At 54.6% G+C, this 16626-nt stretch carries 10 protein-coding genes; 3 read left to right on the plus strand and 7 right to left on the minus strand.

The window, feature by feature from the left end; genetic code table 11:
- The first annotated feature begins 5 nt into the window (after window positions 1-5).
- Window positions 6-1940, plus strand: coding sequence for a hypothetical protein (locus GRI36_RS04590; protein WP_160597386.1), 1935 nt, complete (start codon window positions 6-8; stop codon window positions 1938-1940).
- A 95-nt stretch (window positions 1941-2035) separates the two neighbouring features.
- Here GRI36_RS04590 and GRI36_RS04595 read toward each other — a convergent pair whose 3' ends face one another.
- The 6 genes from GRI36_RS04595 to GRI36_RS04620 all read right to left on the minus strand — a co-directional run bounded on the left by GRI36_RS04595 (window position 2036) and on the right by GRI36_RS04620 (window position 12513).
- A complete protein-coding gene (locus GRI36_RS04595) occupies window positions 2036-3325 on the minus strand; it encodes a sugar MFS transporter (protein ID WP_160597387.1) in 1290 nt (429 codons plus the stop codon).
- 98 nt (window positions 3326-3423) lie between these two features.
- Entirely contained in the window at window positions 3424-5829 is a 2406-nt protein-coding gene (locus GRI36_RS04600) for a glycoside hydrolase family 3 protein (protein WP_235902163.1), read from the minus strand.
- A 74-nt stretch (window positions 5830-5903) separates the two neighbouring features.
- Window positions 5904-7091 carry an MFS transporter gene (locus tag GRI36_RS04605; protein ID WP_160597388.1) on the minus strand — a complete coding sequence of 396 codons (1188 nt, stop codon included), beginning with the start codon at window positions 7089-7091 and terminating at the stop codon, window positions 5904-5906.
- A 3-nt stretch (window positions 7092-7094) separates the two neighbouring features.
- Window positions 7095-8156 carry a LacI family DNA-binding transcriptional regulator gene (locus tag GRI36_RS04610; RefSeq protein WP_160597389.1) on the minus strand — a complete coding sequence of 354 codons (1062 nt, stop codon included), beginning with the start codon at window positions 8154-8156 and terminating at the stop codon, window positions 7095-7097.
- 5 nt (window positions 8157-8161) lie between these two features.
- The gene (locus GRI36_RS04615; RefSeq protein WP_160597390.1) at window positions 8162-9175 is read right to left on the minus strand and encodes a glycoside hydrolase family 16 protein; all 1014 of its coding nucleotides are present in this window, start codon (window positions 9173-9175) and stop codon (window positions 8162-8164) included.
- Between the two features lie 143 nt (window positions 9176-9318).
- On the minus strand, window positions 9319-12513 hold the full coding sequence (locus tag GRI36_RS04620; RefSeq protein ID WP_160597391.1) for a TonB-dependent receptor: 3195 nt from the start codon (window positions 12511-12513) through the stop codon (window positions 9319-9321).
- 469 nt (window positions 12514-12982) lie between these two features.
- Between GRI36_RS04620 and GRI36_RS04625 the strand changes: the two genes are divergently transcribed.
- The gene (locus GRI36_RS04625; protein ID WP_160597392.1) at window positions 12983-14491 is read left to right on the plus strand and encodes a tryptophan halogenase family protein; all 1509 of its coding nucleotides are present in this window, start codon (window positions 12983-12985) and stop codon (window positions 14489-14491) included.
- A 66-nt stretch (window positions 14492-14557) separates the two neighbouring features.
- Window positions 14558-15583, plus strand: coding sequence for a LacI family DNA-binding transcriptional regulator (locus GRI36_RS04630; protein WP_160597393.1), 1026 nt, complete (start codon window positions 14558-14560; stop codon window positions 15581-15583).
- 2 nt (window positions 15584-15585) lie between these two features.
- On the opposite strand, the gene GRI36_RS04635 is transcribed toward GRI36_RS04630, so the two are convergent.
- Window positions 15586-16605: an aldo/keto reductase gene (locus GRI36_RS04635; protein WP_160597394.1), complete on the minus strand. Its 1020-nt coding sequence runs from the start codon at window positions 16603-16605 to the stop codon at window positions 15586-15588.
- Between the last annotated feature and the right edge of the window lie 21 nt (window positions 16606-16626).

The raw sequence follows: 16626 nt of genomic DNA on the forward strand, positions 1-16626 counted from the left end.
ATGGAATGATGAAGAGCCGCGAATTGCATGTGGGGATCACTGGCCACCGCGAAGGTAACCGTGCCTTTGACGCCAATAAGGTTGAAGTGAAGAGCGTACTGACCAAGGTGCTCGAAGCCTTGGCCGATCAAATTGGCGAAACGCAGCATGTGGTCCGACTTGTGACATGCTTGGCCCACGGCGCGGACATGTTGGCGGCAGCCATCGCCAAGGACCGCGGCTGGCAGGTCGATGCACCGCTTCCTTTCGGCCGCGCCCTTAACCAAGTGATCAACACCGCCGAATTGAGCGCAGACGAATTTCGAGATGCTTTGAAAGGCATCTCGCCCCGATCCGGGGCTGCCAAGCGCAATTGGCAAATGCTCGCCGAATTGACCGACTATGCAAATTGTTTTGAACTTGCCGAGCAAGATGATCTTGTCCGGGAGGCATTGGCAAACGAGGCATCGCCAATCTCTAACGCTGTTAGCAGCAAGGAGGCATCGCACCTCTTGTCCGATAGGTCCATCGCCGCAAGCATGGTAATGATCGAGCAATCCGATGTCTTGGTCGCGATTTGGGATGGCTCATCTCACAATGCGCCGGGCGGAACGCGCGACACGATAAGCAAGGCTCTGCACCTTGATTTGCCGGTGATTTGGATCAATCCCGCCGACAAGTGTTCTGTGCGCTTGCTGGCCGATGCGGCCGATTTGGTGGCCCAGAAATTCGGCCAGGACCAGAGTGAATTGGACCAGATAATTCGAACGGTCAAAACGGCAGCCCAGCTCAGGTGGCAGGCACAGGATCAGGCTGACAGCCAATTCGGGGCCGACCAATGGCGTGCCAGATCGACGCGCAAGTTCCACACCTATCGCCGGATAGAGGCGATGTTCGGCGCAAGCGGCAAGCCATTCGGGTCAATTGTCCAGAAATACGAACATCCTGACAACATAGCTGAAGGAAGCGGAAAGGCACTGTTGGATGATTTGAACGGCCTGCCTGGTATTGACCCCTCGCTTGCCGGCAAAATCGGTGAAAAAATACTGCCGCGGTTTGCCTTTGCAGACGGGCTGTCGACCTATTTGTCCGATGCCTATCGCGGCGGAATGGCAGCCAGCTTCTTGTTATCGGCTGCGGCAATCGTGGCGGGTATTGCGTATCTGCCCGTCGTCAGTCCAGAGTCAAAATGGCCATTCGCTTTGCTGGAATTCATCCTCCTGCTGGCAATCATTGCCATCACGATTGCGGGTACCAGGGGCAATTGGCACAGGCGGTGGTTCCGCACGCGCAGGGTCGCGGAATATTTGCGCCATGCCCCAATCCTGATTTCGCTCGGTTGCGCGAGAGCGCTTGGCCGCTGGCCAGCATCGCGAGATGAAATCTGGCCGGAACAAGCATCGCGGCTGCGAATTTTGTCGATAGGCCTACCGCAAATGGCGGTAACGCAAGCCTATTTGCGCGGACATTTGGAGGCTATCATTGGCCCATTTCTCTCCGATCAAGCAGCCTATCATCGCTACAAATCGGCAAAGCTGGAGAAGGTGCACCATAATCTGGACCGTATGTCCGAAGTGCTGTTCATTCTGGCTGTACTGTCGGTTGGCTCTTATTTGGTGCTCAAGGCGTTGTCATTCGCGGGTCTGATCGACCCGTCAGTTCCTCTTAGCTTGGGCAAGGCATTCACCTTCATGGGCGTTGCCTTTCCAACCTTCGGCGCGGCCTTGGCGGGAATTCGTTATTTCGGTGATTTCGAGAGATTTGCCGCCATATCCGATGTGACCGCAACCAAGTTGGAGCGCCTCAAAACCCGCGCCGACAATCTGGCAGCAGGTGGCGATGGCGGAATTAGCTACCGCGATTATGCGAGCCTAGCCCATGCGATGAACGACGTTGTGATTGAAGAGATTGAGAGCTGGCAATCCATCTTCGGTACGAAGAAAATGGCCATTCCAGTTTAGCTGAGCGACCGTTTGATCGCCACGTAGGTAAAGTATGAAAAAGGGGGGGGCGTGCTTGCGGCACGCCCCCCCCCTTTCTATTGGCGTTTAATAGGTTAGGCAGGCTTGCGAGCGAATAATCCGAAGGTCAGGATCACCGCATAGCAGATTGCTGGAATGATTAATGCAGTCGTTAGCGTGGTTGCATCAGCAACCACACCGAACAACAGTGGCACAACCGCGCCGCCACAAATTGCCACATTGATAATACCTGAGCCGTCTGCCGCCCTTGAGCCCAGCTTTTCGCAAGCCAGAGAGAAGATCGTCGGGAACATGATCGAATTCATGAGGCCGATTGCGAGAAGTGAATATCCCGAGAGCATGCCGGTCGTATTTGCCGAAATAAGCAATAACGCGATTGCGCCGGTTGCTACTGTGCTCAGCAGAAGGCCAGGGCTGACCATCCGAAGCAGGCCGGAGCCGATGAACCGCCCGACCATTGCGCCGCCCCAGTAAAGAGCAATCAACTTACCAGCAGCTTGCTCGCCAATGCCCATGACGCTGTCTTGCTGCAGATAATCGACAATGATTGAACCGATTGCGACTTCGCCGCCAACGTAAAGGAAAATGCACAGTGCGCCGAAGCCGAAGCGCGACCGCTTTAGCAGATCGAGGCCAGCGAAGCCTGAACTTGCTTCATGCTTCTCACCCTTCAAGCGATTGCGGAACATCCAAACCACGAGCGCGACAACCGCCAGAGCGATGGCAATGCCGAGATAGCCGTTCACAATCGCTTGGCTCTCGGCCGTGCGATAAGCCTCAAGTTCTATGCCGGACAGCTGGTCTGCGGTGACGGTCGCGAGACTGCCCAAGATAAGGATCGCTCCGAAGTAAGGAAAGATCGTGGTTCCGAGCGAGTTAAATGCTTGCGCAAATGTAAGGCGGCTATGCGTAGTTTTCGCAGGCCCCAAGAGGCTGATCAGCGGGTTCGCAACAACTTGAACGATAACCACACCGCTTGCGAGGATGAAGAAGGCGAACAGGAACAGCGCATATGTTGCTGTTTGTGATGCTGGGATAAACAGCAAGCAACCTGTCATCATTACAAGCAAACCGGCAACTGCACCGCGCATATAACCGATCCGCTTGACCAATTTTGCAGCGGGGATGCCGACAGCAAAATAAGCAAAGAAGAAACAGAATTGAACCAGCATAGCTTCGGTCCAGCTGAGCGTGAACAGCTCCTTAAGTTTCGGAATGATGACATCATTCAGCGATGTGATGCCGCCGAAGATGAAGAACAGGCCGAACACAAATCCCTGCAAACCGGGTGCGTCGATATGGTTACCAGCGTCGTCCGCCACATTGGGATCGGTGCTAGTTGATAGATCAGGCGCTAATGCCATTATTAATCCCTCCCTCGTCCGGCCTTCGATTGGTCCGGTACAATTCTGTAAATTGTCAGCGGCATTTGGCCGCCTAAATCAAAAACGCGCAATAGGTTTTAGAACGAGCACTGCGCTCCTTCTGGCATGTCTTGTCTTGCTATTCTCGCGATAGTGATCGTCATCGGCGCGTCGCTAGTTATTGAAATTGAATTTCCCAGCTGCGGCGCGCAGTCTTCGGTAACGATCATTTCCCGCCAGCCTTTTCCGGCGCTCAGCCGCAATTGCGGGGTTATATCAATCGGAGTGTTGCCAACTGTCAAAGTTACCTTTCCAGCAGGTTGTGCCCCCAAATTATAGAGAATGCGGTAATCCCCCTCGCCTTCGCCTTGTTGGGCGAAAGAGAGCGTTGCGCCGGGGCCAAAGGTGACTTCGCGGGCATCTTCTTGCCGCTGATAGTCAAAGCCGCGAGCAACAATGCCGCCACCTTCGCCACGTAGATTGACCAGATTGATGCCATTTGCGCTTGCAGCAATGCCCGTCGACAAACGGCCCAGATCATACCAGACGGCAGATTTTGCTTCGGTCAGATAGCCGCAGGTTTCATCGAGTTTTGCAAGCGGAGCGGTATCGCCCAGCGACCGGCCCGAGCCGACTGTGAATAGAGCGCCTTCGGAGCCGTTCAGGGGCGCCCCACCGCAAGTTGCTGGCCAGCTGAACGACAAGCGGCCTGTGGCTTCGCGCTTTCCATAGAGGATGTCCGCGATGCCCGCCCCTTCGCTGCCAGGTAGCCATGAAGCAACAAACGCATCGGCAGCATTAATCTCACGGTTCATCCAAAGTGGACGACCGGAGAGGAATATTGCGACTGCCGGAATTCCTTCGGCTTCGAATTTCTTCAGAAGCTCAAGCCCCTCCTCATCGGCAAACACCAAGGTCTTTTTATCGCCAACGAATTCCGCATAGGGCTCTTCACCGAACACCACGATAGCGACATCAGGTTTGGCGGTGTAGCTACCGTCTTCAGACAGTACGGCAGAACCGCCAGCTTCCTTTGCGGCGTCTTCCAGACCTGCCCATATCGAAGTCGCACCGGGGAAGTAATCATTGGTGAGCTCAAGCCCGCCTTGCCAAGTCAGTGTCCACCCTCCCGCAGATTGTGCAACGCTGTCCGCATTGGCACCCGCGACAAGGATTGAAGCGCCCGGCTTAACCGGGAGCACGCCATTATTTTTCAAAATAACCTGCGATTTTGCGACTGCTTCGCGCGCGATTGCGCGATGAGAGGCTGAGCCGAGCATGTCATATTTGCCCGCATTGGGCCGTGCGGATGGTTTGGCAGCGTCGGGTCCGAGCAGTCCGGCATGGTATTTGACGCGCAAAACCCTGGTGACAGCTTCGTCGATACGCGACATCGGGATTGTCCCGTTCTGTACCTGACTTACCAGATTGGCATGAAGCGCCTTCCAATCATCAGGCACCATATAGATATCGAGACCCGCAAGCAGCGCTTGTGCGCAATCTGACACGGTGCAACCTTCAATCTGGCCATGCGCGTTCCAATCGCCGACGACCAAACCTTCGAATCCTAGATCCCCGCGCAGCACGTCCGTCAGCAATTCCTTATTGCCGTGCATTTTAATGCCGTTGATCGAGTTGAAACTCGCCATGATCGTTTCGACACCAGCCGAGATTGCAGCAGGGTAGGGAACAACGTGAATACTCTTGAGCGCATCAATATCGCCGTTCACATCACCTTGATCGACACCTTGATCGGTGCCGCCATCGGCAAAAAAGTGCTTCGCTGTTGCAATGACACGGCCTTTGCCGAGATAGTCATCTTCGCCCGGCGTCCCTTGCAATCCTTCAACCAGAGCCGCGCCCATTTCGGCAACCAATTTCGGTTGCTCCGAATAGCTTTCATAGGTCCGGCCCCAGCGATCATCGCGAGCAATGGCGACTGTCGGAGAAAAGTTCCAATCAATCCCGGTTACTTCAATTTCGGTCGCAGTGGCTGCACCAATCCGCCGCACCAGATCGGCATCGCGTGTTGCTCCCAGCGCAATATTATGCGGAAAAATTGTAGCCTGTTTGACGTTGGTATGGCCGTGAACTGCATCGGTACCCCATATGGTCGGGATGGCAGGCTCGCCAGCGGGTAGCGGCGCAGTCGAGGCTTCCCACATTTCGTCTGCCAGTTTGAGCCATTCGGATGCAGGCGCGAATTCGTCGCCGTAGGGGCCGCCATTTCCGCCATTGAGATAGCTGCCAAAGCGGTAGCGGCGCATATCATCAGCGGTGAAGGAATTGATCTGTGGCTGAATCAGCTGAGCAATCTTACGCTCAAGCGACATTTGCGCGAGGATCTGCTCAACAGCCCGATCGCCAACCGTATCATCCGATGACGCCGCAGGTACTACGCTGCTGTCATCGGCTACAGCCGGAATCTGAGTTTGGAGTTCGGGGTTATAGCTGCACGCTGCCAACGCAAATGTGCATGCCAAAGTTGTAAGTTTGACTCTCATTCCATCCTCTTCAAGCCGCTCTGTGTGAACGTTCTCAAAATCGTTCTACACCGAGGTCAAGCAAAAGCAAGCGCCTAGCTAATCTTGGGCAGGCGTATCAGCAACAAGGAGGCTAGAAAGGCGAGTCCGGCCAGGAGGAAAAACAGGGATGAGAAGCCGAATAGCGGAACAAGCGCGAGCGTGAGCCAAGGGACGACCAGTGAGGGACCAGTGTTGGTCAGATTGAAAATGCCAAGATCCCGGCCGCGTCTTTCAGGCTTGGGTAAAACGCGCAGCGTCTGGCTAGTATGAAGCGCGAGGAACACCGCGCTTGTCAGGCCGAACAGCACATAGCCACCTATTGCGGTTTCCAGCGAATTTGAAAGTGCCATTGCGAGTAGGCCGATGCCAGCCAAAGCGGCGTTGACAGGCAAAGGAACGATTGGCCGGTTGGTCCGGTCAGCCCAGCGCCCGACAATGAGGGCCAGTGGAATGGAGCCAACCAAAATCACACTAAAAATTCGCGCAACATTGCTGTCGGTCATGCTTCCGTCAATCGAGCGGAACCAGAAATAGAGATAAGCAAACAGGGCGGCTTCTGAAATCTGGATCAGTAACCGAGCGACCCACATCCGCAATATTGTGCTCCGCGCGATTGAGGAAACAGGTTCTGATGGGGCGGTATTCTGAGGCGAGCTTTCGAGTTCCGGAAATTTCTTCGGGGCACCGAATAAGATTGCTGGCAAAACGCAGATGGTAACCATGCTTGCCACAATAAGCAGCCGCGTATCCTGTGATGCCAAGCCCGGATAGGTAATTAATGCCGCCGCCATGGCACCCATCGCTGGAGAGAAGGACAGCAATCCTCCGAGCATGCCCTTCTGGCTGTCGGGCACACAATCTCCTGCCCATGCTGCAAGCGGGGATAGCATCATATTGAGCGCGAATTGCCAAACGACCACCAGCACGATCATCATCTCGATGCTTTTGACTTGTGACATTGCGGTGAGCAGCAGCGATGAACCAATCAACCCGCCAATGACCCAATATTTGCGGTTTCGGGTCAAGTCGCTGAGCCATCCAAACAGGATATTGGCCAAGCTTGCAGTAACGGCCCCAGCGAAAGTTACATAGGCCAACCACTCAACATCATTGCTTCCGCCGATGTCGGTAATGCGCATTGGCAGCAAAATGGTTAGGAACGGAACATACGCGATTGCGCCGCCCGCCGCCGCAAGCGCGTAAAGGAGAAGAAATCGGTAGGTCTGCCGATTTCGTTCCACTCGTCAGGCGCTGACTTTTGCTGGTCGTGCTGTAGAGCCGCGCTCGATCAGCTGGGCAGGAACTATGGTGGGCCCGTCAGGTAGCTGTTCACCTCTCTTCGACGCGATAATCAACTCAACTGCACGCGAAGTGGTCGCAGCAACGGGCTGATCAATTGCGGTCATCGGCGGTTGAGCATGCAGGACAGCCGGAGTGTTGTCGAAGCTTATGATCGACAGGTCTTCCGGTACTCTCAATCCGCGTTGCCGGGCAAGTTCCAGAGTCGCCAATGCCATCTGATCATTGCTGGCCAAGATGGCGGTAACGCATGGGTTGCGGTCCAACAAATGCTCCGCTGCCGCCGTGCCTGACTGGTAAGTAAAATCACCTTGCTCAGACAGCCCATCTACCGGAAGTCCCGCAGCGTCCATCGCCGCTTGCCAACCGGCTGTTCGCCAATCGCTGAGTAGATATTCCGACGAGCCGGTGATGAAGCCAATCCTGCTATGACCAAGGTCAATCAGGTGCTGGGTAGCGAGCCGCGCAGCGTCGTGGTCGCCCATGATGAGCGGGATCCCGCCGCCGGCACCCTCCGACCCGATTTGGGCGAACGGGATATTATGGGCGCTTAACAGGCTAGTGATCAGCCGATTGTCAGAGTGGGGCGGTGTCAGAATCACACCGTCTGGTTGCAGTGCAGCAATCGCGGCCTTCAATTCGCGTTCGACATGGTCATTATGGGTATCGACCAGTTCGAAAATCAGCCGGTAGCCGTATTCAGCGCACTTGAGCATTCCGCCGAGCAACATTTGGTCGACCCAGTCAGAACCTTGGCGGGCACGCCAGTCCTCGATTGTCCGCTCACGGTCGTTCAGAGCCAGTATGAGATAGGATCGCGATCCGCTCATACGTTGCGCGGCAATAGACGGGATGTAGCCCAGTCGGTCGATGGATTGCTGGACCCGCTCCCTCATCTGAGGGCGGACATTGGCTTCATTGTTAATGACACGGCTAACCGTTTGCAGGGAGACGCCTGCATCGGCTGCGACATGCTTGATCGTGACGGCTTTGCGCCGACGTGCCATTGTTTTCAGCCCCCCTCAGTCGGACAAGCGCCATCGCTAGCGACTTCTGTATCGCATTGCCAGACGCGCACGTAGTCGATCTCAAACTCCTTGGGGAAACCTTCCTCGGACACGCCTTTGAGGCCCCTTTCCTCTGGCAAGCCGCCGCCAATCGCAAGATTGAGGATTAGATGAAAAGCTTGGTCGAAAGGTGCATTCGGTTCATCCGTTGCTGCCGTCGACCAATCACCAGCTTCCTTAACCGCAAATATTGTGCCGTCGACAAGCCAGGTCATTTTTCCTTCGCTCCAGATCAGACTGTATGTGTGGAAATCATCCAGCGAACCGGGCTGTGCAACTTCGGTGCTGTTGAGCGAGTTATTTGGCCAAAGATCACCAAAATGCAGCGTCCCCAGAATGGTGTTTTCCTTACCGCCTGGGCATTCTGCGCATTCTGTCCCCAGATTAACCGCTTCCATTATATCGATCTCGCCAGACCGTGCCCATGTTCCATAAGCGTTAGTTTCGGGCAGCATCCAGATAGCTGGCCAAGTGCCTTGCCCTTGCGGCAGTTTCGCCCGAACTTCGATCCAGCCATATTTCCACGCCGCTTTACCGCGCGTTACCAAACGAGCGGAAGTGAAAGGTTTGGTCTGCGTGGCATCAGGGTCTTCGGCGGCTGCGCGCATATGGGCTGGCAGTGCAGGGCCGGTCATTTCTTGTTTGCGCGCCGTGATGACCAGCTTTCCGTCAACTATCGATGCGTTTTCGGTGCTATCAGTATAGCATTGACGCTCTTGATTGCCGCCACCCCAGCAATCGACATCGAGGCCCCATTTATCGCCATCAATCGCTTCACCAGAAAATTCATCAGACCATGCCAGTGTCCATCCATTCTCAGAGAGCGGGGCATAGCCGGTGCCAGTCTCGTTCAGCGTCACTGTCTCGATAATCTTCACCGGCCCGGGCTCTTCAGGGGAGCAGGCGGCTAAGGCTCCGATAGCGGGGGCGAGGGTAAGTGAGAGAAGTCTGGATTTCATGGTGAATTATCCGATCTAGCTAGCAATAATGGAATTCGCCCCAGAATTTTGGATCGTTTCATGGCCGTGGCTGGGCTCAAACCAAAAGCGGGCCCTTGTTCAAAACAAGAGCCCGCATGGTTTTTGAGGCAGTATCTTGCGCGTTAGAAGTCGAAACGCGCCAAGAAAGTGAAGCGTCGGTCGTTCCGGAAGGCTGAGCGGGTGAGGCGTGTGCCATCAAAATCCACAACCTGCGTAGTGCGTGTCACTTCATCAAGCAGGTTAACGCCTTGTACGCCCAGTTTGATGCTGTCGGTCACAGCGTAGAAAATGGATGCATCCAACTGCCCGGTGCTTTCCTGCCAGATTGGCGAGAACGGGAAGATATCGTCGCGCGGCGTTATCAGGAAGTCCGAGCGCCAATTGTACGCGGCACGCATTGCCAAAGGACCCTTTTCGTAGAACACCGTCGCATTGACCGTGTGCTTCGAAACGCCCTGTAGCGGTTGCTGTGAAGCGAAGGTGCCTCGGTTGCCGATCAGGTCAGCGTTGCTGAAATCACCAGCGTCCACATAAGTGTAGGTGAATTGCGAACCGAGTCCGCTGAGCAGACCTGGTAAGAAGTCGTAAGTCTGCTGGTAGGCGATTTCGACACCTTTCAGCGTTCCGCCGAGTTCATTGCTTGGGCCGTTGACTTCAACCTCAACATCACCATTCGAAGATGGATAATCTACTGAGTTGATACCGCTACTGACGATCCCTTTAATATCCTTCAGGAAGGCGGATACGGTGATCGATCCAACCGTATCGAAGTACCATTCCGCTGAAAGATCGTAATTCCACGCAGTGGTTGCCTGAACATTCCGGTTGCCGGTGAACAGTTGGAACAACGGCCCGGTTTCTAGCGTACCATCAGCCAGTAGGTCGCCGGTATTGTCGCCAACTACGCCGCCAGCACGGAACAGCGCCAGATCTGGGCGAGAAATGCCCTTTGAGGCTGCAACGCGGAACAGCAACCCACCGCCCACGTCAAGTTTAGCGTTAAAGCTTGGAAGCCAGTGATCGAAGGTGATGTCCCGATCATCGATGATCACCTCGCCAGTGAAGGCAGAGGCAAATTCCGCAAGCCGTGCACTCGAAAGTCCACAATAGCCAATTTGCGAGGTCGGGTTTGGATTATTATCGCAAGTGAACTGAAGCTCGGAGGCCTGGACAATTCCATCTCCATTGCCGCCAGCATTCCGAGTCGGATCGTCGAATTGCGCGGGATCAGGCAGTGCAATTACCCCGCCGCTTTTCACCGTAGTGTGGACATAGCGCACGCCAAAATTGCCGCTTAGGTCCATGCCGTTGTCAAATGTGCTGCCGAAATCGACGCGAGCGTAGGCGGCCTTTGTCAATTCTTCGACGGCTGAGGTTTGGCCATCAGTAAATTCGGCCGGTAGAGGCGTCCATTGTTCACCCAAGAAGTTGGGGAAGCTGAATGCAGTTATCGCTTGGCCCTGAGCAGTGGTTGTTCCGTCCAGATACTCACCAAGGAAGTCATCGCCGCCAAAGAAATAGCCGCCGCCATTTTCGATCGGAAGCGGCGCATTGCCGCGTTGGAAATTGTCACCGAAAGGAGTGCGGAACGCCGAAGCATCGGGGAAGTCGATTGGGTAAGCCCCGCCAGCGCCGCAACAATTGCCGTACGGACGGGCACCAGCAAGCGGCTCGTTCGGGCCGCTATTGCCCCATGCGCCGTCGCGGCCGGTCCAAGGCGCACCAAGCGTTCCCCAGTTCTGGAAATTTGTATCGCGGGTGGTGCGATCGCGCTCCGCCCAGCGGGTCCCGAATTTCGCACTCTTGAAGAAGCCATCATCGCTAATGTCGTATTCGGCATCGAAGCGAACGCTATCGAGCTCACCTTCATTGCGGGCCCGGCTATCCAGCAGGAACCAGTAATACGTGTATTCTGGGCTGCCATAGATGCCTTCAGGCGCACCTGCGGGCAGGATGAACTCGACCGCCGGCGTCTTACCGGTGTTGTCGATGCGCAGATCTGAGAATGTGTTCATGGCACCAATGATCGAATCCTGGCGCAAGGTCGAGCCAATATGTTGGATCTCGAAGTCGAAACGCAAACGGTCCGTTGGCGCGAACTTAGCGTCGAAAGAGAAATCTTCGGTCGTCGCCTCGGTTCCCCGCTGGAATCGGACCAGTTCCGTGGGCAAGCCACCCCATGGGGAGAAGAAGGAGTCACCACTGGTTTGGGTTAAGACACCTGTCTGGAAGATGCCGCTTTCATCGAACGTCCATGTGCTGCCATTGGCTTGGACAGGGAAGCCGGCATCGTTATTGACCAGCGCCTGCATGAAATATTCATCAGTGAAAAACTGCGTTTCCGAACGCAAATATTCGAAAGTGGCAACAAGCCGTCCATCACCGCTTTCAAACTGACCGATTGCCGAGAATGCTTCACGGTCACGTTCGAGGCCGGTTGTCCGGACACCTGCGCCCTTCGGTACGATAACGGTCCCGGCAGGCGGAAAGTTTGTCTCGTCAAAGTTGGAGCCACCAAAGCCGCCAGAGCCGACATCACGCGCCCGGAGGCAGCTGCCGTCAAGGGTGTCAGCACGGTAGCAAGGATCTTGCAGCTGCGATGCATCGGTGCGGCTGACAAGCTCAGACTTGGCATAACCAAGCTGGAGGCCAAACTGGCTACCGCCGCTAGTTTCCCAAGTATTCGAAATGATGCCGGAAAATCCGGGCGACCATTCCTCAGCCAAATCGCCGTAGTTTGCTTCAATAGATCCAGCAATCTTTAGGCCAGGATTGTCGAGCGGCTTCCGAGTGACGAGATTGACCGTACCGGCGATGCCGCCGTCAATCATATCCGCAGTGACGTTTTTGTAAACTTCGACGCGGCCCAGCAGTTCTGGGGAAACGTCATTGAAGGATAGTACGGTGCCTCCCGTTGCCGAGAAGATGTCACGGCCATTCAGTTCCGAACGGACAAATGGCAAGCCGCGGATGATGACCCCGGTTCCCTCTACGGAAAAGCGATCTGGATCAGTGGTTTTCTCAAAGCGACCGATATTAACGCCTGGGACGCGCTGCAAAGCTTCTGCAACGGAACGGTCGGGGAGGGCGCCAATGTCTTCCGATGTAATGGCATCGACGAAGGTGTCGGCATTGCGCTTAATATTCTGCGCGTTTTCAAGCGAAGCGCGGAACCCGCTGACGACGATAATGTTTTCGTCTTCGACGACAGTCTCGTCGGCAGGCTCTTCTGCATTGGCTGTTTGTGCGAGGGCATTGCCCCCCATTGCCATGGTCATTGCAATCGATGATGCAGTACCAAGCGCGATTTTCCGCATGGTTTGACGGCATGTAGTATTATAGAGTTTGCGTGACAAAGGACCCTCCCAGGTTGATATCGACTCATATCTAAAACGTATGTGTTCCATCATTGGTTACGCAAAATTGTGAGCGTTCACAAGATTAAAATGAACGTTCACAATTTGCCGAGGAGGTGGTAATTGAAAGGCTTGTTTCTTACCGCTTCGGATGAAAGCATTTAGGTTGCAGAGAGATTGAAATTGTTGGAATTTGGGGGTTTTTGGGTGCTCTGCAGACGAGGGAATATCGGCCTCTTGCCCGAGACTTTGTCTGAGAAAAGTTCATTTGCAGGCCGAGTCTGACGGATGAAGAGCGCCAGAAATCAGCTTTCAGTTGTAGAATTGTCACAATTGGATAATTCAGCATATCGCCGCGACATCGCCAATCGAATCGCTCGCCATTTAGGCCGCCACACTGCAGCCAGATTGAGTAGAAGAGGACTTCATTATGCCCATTAAGAATATCGTTATCGTTGGTGGGGGTACTGCGGGCTGGATGGCGGCATCTGCTTTGTCACGCCTTAAGGCAGGCAATGATGTGAATATCACTCTGGTGGAATCCGAACAGATAGGAACAGTCGGCGTTGGCGAGGCGACGATCCCTCCTTTCATCGAATTCAACAATCTACTCGAAATCGACGAAGCAGAGATGATGGCTGCGTGTCAGGCCACCTTCAAGCTGGGGATCCAGTTTTCGAATTGGGGTAAGCAAGGTGACAGCTATATCCACCCATTCGGTGGCTATGGGTATGGTATGGGTGGGATTTCCTTCCACCAAGTATGGCACCGTTTTCAGGCCGGCGGGGATAAAAGGCCGATTCAGGTCTTCAACCTAGAAACTATGGCCGCCTATTTTGGCAAATTTGCCCGAACTAAAGACTATCAGCGCGATGATTTGCCGCCGATAAACTATGCCTATCATCTCGACGCGACCCGCTACGCACAATTCCTTCGCGCTTATGCCGAACAGCGGGGGGTCGTTCGGCGAGAGGGGCGCGTTGCCGATGTGACCCTGAATAATGAAAGCGGTTTTGTTGATTCGGTTACCATGGACGATGGAACAGTGATATCCGGTGATCTGTTCGTCGATTGCTCCGGTTTTCGCGGCTTATTGATCGAGCAGGCACTGGGTACCGGATACGAGGATTGGTCACATTATCTGCCGTGCAATCGCGCTGTCGCTTTGCCGTGTAATCGCGACGATGGCAGCCCTCCGTCTCCATTTACCAAGGCAACGGCCCATTCTGCCGGTTGGCAATGGCAGGTGCCGCTTCAGCATCGGAACGGAAACGGCCATGTCTATTGCAGCGAGTTTATGGATGATGATGAAGCGCATGATATTCTTGTCGGCAATCTGGCTGGTAAGCCAACCGCAGAGCCCAATTTTCTCCGGTTTGTAACGGGCAGGCGGAAAAAATTCTGGAATAAGAACGTCGTTGCGCTGGGGCTGGCGGCGGGTTTTATGGAGCCGCTTGAATCGACGTCAATTCATCTGATTAACACTGGTATCAATAAACTGATCGCGGTTGCTTCGTTAGACGGCATCACCCAAACGCAAGAGGACGCATTCAACCGTTTCACGGGCAAGGAATACGAGCGGATCCGCGATTTTCTGATTTTGCATTACAATTCCACCACCCGAGACGACTCCGAGTTTTGGAATTATTGCCGGACAATGTCTGTGCCTGACAGTCTGACCGAAAAGGTCGAACTGTTTAAGGCCAATGGTCAAATCTTCCGCGAGGATGACGAACTGTTTACTGAATCCAGCTGGACCGCAGTGATGATGGGGCAAGGTATTGCAATGAATGGACACAGCCCAGTTGCGGATACCCTGGAAATGCCCAAGTTGAGAACTGAATTTGATGAGATTGAGAAGTCGATCAAATTCGTCGTCCATCATATGCCTTCTCATCAGGAATATCTCGCGAAATACTGTCCAGCGCCGCCAATGTAGTGGCTTCGGGGTTGCCCGATGCCTCATGATTGGTGATATGCACTCTTTAAAGAAGGGGAGAGGCATATGACGGATCGCAAAGCGCGCTACCGTGTGACGTCATTTGATGTTGCTGAACGCGCTGGCGTTAGCCAGTCAACCGTGTCGCGTGCCCTTGCTGGATCAAGCGCGATAACGGAGGCTACTCGGGCCAAAGTTATGAAGGCGGCGGAAGAGCTTGGCTATGTCGTGGATGAACGCGCAGCCCGTTTGCGACGCGGCAAAACGGGCACATTGGCCGTGGTTGTGATTGGGCGACCGGAAGAAGCTGCCAGCGACGTCAACCCATTCTATTTTTCGTTGCTTGGTAGCGTATGTGCGGCAGCGGCTGCGCAAGGTCTCGAGACTTTGGTGTCGTTCCAATCCGAGGCAGACCAATTCTTCGGCAAATATGAAGAACGTGGCCAAGCAGACGGCCTGATCGTTATCGGGACCACAGTGAACGAACCCGCGTGGGAGTATTTCCGTGAGCTGGCCAGCGACGGGCGAGCCGTTGCCTTTTGGGGTTCGCCATTTGGCGATCTGGAGTGGGTCAGATCGGATAATTATGAAGGCGGGATTATTGCGGCGAAGGAACTGATGGCTGCGGGATGCAGCAATATCGTTCATATCGGCACAATCGACTCACCCCAACAGCAATTTCGCGAACGGTATGAAGGCTATGAGGCGGCGCTGCAAAAACAGGGTCTAATACCGCATATACAACCAGTGGATGATGCGCTTGATAGGGAGCAGCAAGGGCGTGATGCGATCGCGCAGTTGGTTGAAAATGGTACCAAATTTGACGGATTGTTTGTCGCCTGCGATTCCATGGCTCTGGGCGCGCTCGAAGAACTGCACGCACGCGGCATAGAAGTGCCAAAATCATGTTCGATTGTCGGTTTTGACGGTATCCGCGCGGGCCAGCACAGCAATCCGCCTTTGACCTCGATCGAGCCGGATTTCGATGTCGCTGGCGCGATGTTGGTGCGCACAGTTTTGGGCGAAGACGAAGCCGCCGAGCGCCGCGTGCCCGTTCGCCTGCTGCATCGCGGCAGCGTGCGCCGGGGTTGAATTCAGCCGTTCACGGTCACCTTGAGATCCGCAGCCGGCATTGCGAAAAGCCCCATAATCGGATGCGGAGCGTAGGGCGCTTCGAGGCGTTTGATCTCTTGTTCAGAAAGCGTCACTTCCAGCGCTGCGACTGCATCTTCTATATGTTTGGGCTTGGTTGCACCAATAATCGGGCTGGTGACTTCGGGCTTATGCAAAAGCCAAGCCAGGGCAATCTGCGCCATTGGAAGGCCGCGTTCTTTGGCAAGCGCGTATACGGTTTCAACCACCTGCTGGTCATTTTCCTGTGTCCGGGCATAGAGTGCCTTCCCGACCAGATCGCTTTCCGATCGTTCGGTTGTGCTTTCCCATGGCCGGGTCAATTTCCCCCGTGCCATCGGGCTCCAAGGCATGACCGCAATGCCTTGGTCGGCGCAAAGTGGCAGCATTTCCCGCTCTTCCTCGCGGTAGAGAAGATTTACGTAATTCTGCATTGAGATGAACCGCTTGAGGCCCGCCTGCTGCGCGATGTGCAGCATTTTCTGAAATTGCCACGCATACATTGATGAAGCGCCAATATAGCGGACTTTGCCCGACCTAACGATGGCATCCAGTGTTTCGACAATTTCTTCCATCGGGGTTTGCGGATCGAGCCGGTGGATCTGGTAGAGGTCAATGTAATCGGTTCTAAGGCGGCGCAGGCTGTCATCAACCGCGTGCATCAACGCCTTGGCCGACAGACCGCCAGTATTGGGGGCCTGCCGCCAGCGGAAGAAGGCTTTTGTAGCGATCACAATCTCGTCGCGTTTGGCCATTTCCCTTAGCAGCGTGCCGACATATTCTTCGGATGTTCCTCCCGAATATGCATTGGCCGTATCAAAGAAATTGATGCCCGCTTCCAGCGCTTGCCGGATCATTGGGCGTGAACTGTCCAAATCCATCGCCCAATCGTGCCCTTCGGCAGCCGCATCACCAAAACTCATGCAGCCAAGGCAAAGCTTCGATACAGTCAGGCCGGTGCCGCCGAATTGAACATATTTCATAGAAGTGCTTTCTTTTGCTTC

The sequence above is a fragment of the Pontixanthobacter gangjinensis genome, from assembly GCF_009827545.1.
GTDB lineage: Bacteria > Pseudomonadota > Alphaproteobacteria > Sphingomonadales > Sphingomonadaceae > Pontixanthobacter > Pontixanthobacter gangjinensis.